The following is a 3342-nucleotide window of genomic DNA, read 5'->3' as shown; positions in this document are numbered from 1 at the left end:
ACAAAGTATGCAGCCCCTATTAAGCAAAATCCTGCCCAAAGATAATCATATTTTAATGGCTCTTTTAAATAAATAATAGAAAAAGGTACAAAGACACTCAAGGTAATAATTTCTTGTAAAATTTTTAATTGACCAAAAGAGAAAACAGTATAACCAATTCGATTAGCCGGGACCTGTAATAAGTATTCAAAAAAGGCTATGCCCCAGCTGAAAAGCACAGCAATAATCCAAATTTTATCACCAAGTTCTTTCAAATGAGAATACCAGGCAAATAGCATAAAGCAGTTGCTACACACTAAAAGAATTACAGTTAATATAACAGGGTTCATTTATTTTCTCCTTTATCAGTCAATACAATACAAAAAAGATTTTTTAATAGATTTATTATTAAAATTAGAAATATTATTGTTTCGAATTGTAATTATATTGTAATCTAACAAGGTTTTCAATAGATTAAATAACCAAATTATAAGATTATTAAGAAGACAGTATAATTTCCCAGTACTAAAAATTAGCTGATAAAATAATTGTTTTCCGTATAAAAAGAAAATATATTTAGCAAGAAATGAATTATAATAAAATTGAAATTGAATTTAATGTTATTTTTTTGGATATTATAAAAATTAACCTGATATATAATTACCAATTCAATAATTGATATGGGAGTAGAAATTCGTGGAATACAAAAGTCTTAATAAGCAATTCCGGATTGAATTTAAGTATATAACCGGACAGGATGGAATTAAAGAGATAAAGATGTTATTTTTACAATATGCTCAATCACTTGAAACTGATCTTTCTTTTCAGGACTTCGAAACCGAAATTAAGAATTTACCGGGAAAATACAGTCCACCTGATGGTATTTTAATCATGGCATTGGTGAATGACAAAACAGCAGGATGTGTGGCGCTACGTAAGTTAACTGAAAACACCTGTGAAATGAAGCGGTTATATGTTTGTGATAATTATCGTGGATTGGGAATTGGTAAAAGTCTTGTTCTGATGATTATTGATGAAGCCATAAAATTAAATTATCAATATATAAGGCTTGATACACTCCCCACAATGAAGCAAGCCCAGGATTTATATCTCTCATTTGGATTTTATGATATTGAGCCATATGCATATAATCCGATTAATGGTACAAGATTTATGGAATTAGATTTAAAGAAAATGTAATGTTTATTTTAATTAAATAAACTGTGGTGGGTTTAACTGATTAAGCAGGTAGTTATTTATTGATACTTTTATTTGATAGATTATTTATAGGCAATCAGATATAAAAGAATTAATTAATATACCACCTGTCATACTTTTTGATACCCTTTTGTAAATCTTTTAGTAAAAGAATGTTATGTTATAATAATTTTGTACAATAAAGAAACAATAATTAAAACTTTAATTGACCAGGTAACAAAGATTGGAAATTCTACAGACTTATATTTGGTATTAGTTTTAAATAATATTTGATACTATTCAAAATATAAAAGCAAATAACAGGAAAGTACTTAATGAAAAATTCTCCGGATTCACCCAAAGATGTTGATGAATATATTAATGATTTTTCACCTAAAGTTCAAGAAATTCTAAAACAGATACGCTTTACAATAAAAGAAGCTGCGCCTGAAGCAAAGGAAACAATCAAATATCAGATGCCGACCTTTTTCCTCAATGAGAATCTGGTGCATTTTGCAGGTTACAAAGGGCATATTGGTTTTTACCCGACACCATCAGGAATTGAAAAATTTGCGAATGATCTGACTTCCTACAAATATACAAAGGGTTCGGTACAATTCCCTATTGATAAACCAATCCCTTTGAAATTAATTAAAAAAATTGTAGAATTTCGGGTAAAAGAAGTCAAAGAGAAAGAGTCTAAGAAAAAAATATAGAATATTTTAATCTTGCTATACATTTTGGTAGAGGCTAAAAAATATAGTATGATATTGTTAATAGATTTTTTATTTATAACAAAATACGAAGTGGGAGAGCAACAGAATGCCAATAAAGATAAAACGTGTTTATGAACCAGCTTTTCCCGAAGATGGGTATCGTATCCTGGTTGATAGGCTCTGGCCGCGGGGCATTTCTAAAGAACTGGCAAAAATTGACCGGTGGTTTAAAGAAGTTGCTCCATCGGATGAGTTGCGAAAATCTTTCCATTCTGGAGAATTAAGCTGGAAAAATTTTAAAGAAAAATATTTACTGGAGCTGGAGACAAATCAGGAAATGCTAAAAAATTTAGTTGAATATTCCCGGAAAGAGCAGCTGACACTGCTGTATAGTTCCAAGAATAAAGAAAAGAATAATGCTTTGGTTTTAAAACAATACTTAATGAAATTGGAATCTGGATAAGAAATCATTTATTTTAAGGGGTATGAGTATGAAGAAAATTCCACACCTGGTTAGAATAGGGACCTGTAGTTGGAAATATGCTTCATGGAAAGGGATTCTATATTCAGAGGAGGTTGGCAATAATTATCTGGCAGAATATGCCAGACACTATGATACAGTAGAGATCGATCAGTGGTTCTGGTCATTATTTCCCGGAAACAAGGTGGTTTTACCAAAACCTGAAGTTGTCGGGAAATATGTCTCTTCTGTTCCCAAAAACTTTCAATTTAGTGTCAAAGTTCCTAATTCAATTACCCTGACTCATCATTATTCACAGAACAAAAAAATACCATTGATTAAAAATCCTTTTTTTCTTTCAAATGAACTATTTGATGATTTTTATCATTTGTTAGAACCCATGAAAGAACATCTTGCTACATTGATATTTCAGTTTGAATATCTGAATAAAAAAAAGATGCCTGATCAAAAGACTTTTCAGGAAAATTTTTCCAAATTTATTTCCCACTGCCCACCCGGAATAAATTATTCTGTAGAAATCAGAAATCCCAATTATCTGAATGAAGAATATTTTTCATTTTTAAAATCAAGTGACCTGAGTCATGTATTTTTACAAGGGTATTATATGCCGACTATCTTTAGTCTTTATAAAAAATATCGTGATTTTATTAAAAATTTTTCGGTGATTAGACTTATGGGTGGTGATAGAAGTGCAATCGAAGAGAAAAGCGGAGGTAACTGGAATCAGATATGGGAATCTAAAGAAGAAGAACTGGATCGGTTAGCAGACATGATGAAAGATTTGATTATTAAAAAAGTACGCCTGTTTGTTAATGTCAATAATCACTATGAAGGATCTGCCCCATTAACAATTGCCCGTATCGTCAGTCGCTTATAGTCTTTGAAAAGCACTCCTTTGTTTTAAGAATAATACACATGATTTTTTGGTGACCCTGGTATTCAACAGTCTATTAAGCAGACAATCAATGT

General features: G+C 30.6%; 5 protein-coding genes. 4 read left to right on the top strand and 1 reads right to left on the bottom strand.

Annotation, left to right across the window (positions count from 1 at the left end; translation table 11 throughout):
• On the bottom strand, positions 1-329 hold a 329-nt coding region (locus tag PHQ99_07735; GenBank protein MDD4289460.1), incomplete at its 3' end, for a DMT family protein.
• A gap of 427 nt (positions 330-756) precedes the next feature.
• Here PHQ99_07735 and PHQ99_07730 point away from each other — a divergent pair.
• From PHQ99_07730 to PHQ99_07715, 4 genes are all read left to right on the top strand, one after another.
• Positions 757-1179: a GNAT family N-acetyltransferase gene (locus tag PHQ99_07730; GenBank protein MDD4289459.1), complete on the top strand. Its 423-nt coding sequence runs from the start codon at positions 757-759 to the stop codon at positions 1177-1179.
• A 332-nt stretch (positions 1180-1511) separates the two neighbouring features.
• The gene (locus PHQ99_07725; protein MDD4289458.1) at positions 1512-1892 is read left to right on the top strand and encodes a DUF1801 domain-containing protein; all 381 of its coding nucleotides are present in this window, start codon (positions 1512-1514) and stop codon (positions 1890-1892) included.
• A gap of 106 nt (positions 1893-1998) precedes the next feature.
• Entirely contained in the window at positions 1999-2355 is a 357-nt protein-coding gene (locus PHQ99_07720) for a DUF488 family protein (protein MDD4289457.1), read from the top strand.
• Between the two features lie 28 nt (positions 2356-2383).
• Positions 2384-3250 carry a DUF72 domain-containing protein gene (locus PHQ99_07715; protein ID MDD4289456.1) on the top strand — a complete coding sequence of 289 codons (867 nt, stop codon included), beginning with the start codon at positions 2384-2386 and terminating at the stop codon, positions 3248-3250.
• Positions 3251-3342: the final 92 nt, after the last annotated feature.

Source organism: Atribacterota bacterium, from assembly GCA_028703475.1.
Lineage (GTDB): Bacteria > Atribacterota > Phoenicimicrobiia > Phoenicimicrobiales > Stramentimicrobiaceae > JAQVMU01.
Note: the sequence above shows the minus strand (reverse complement) of the source record. Positions and strands in the feature narration are given on the sequence as shown.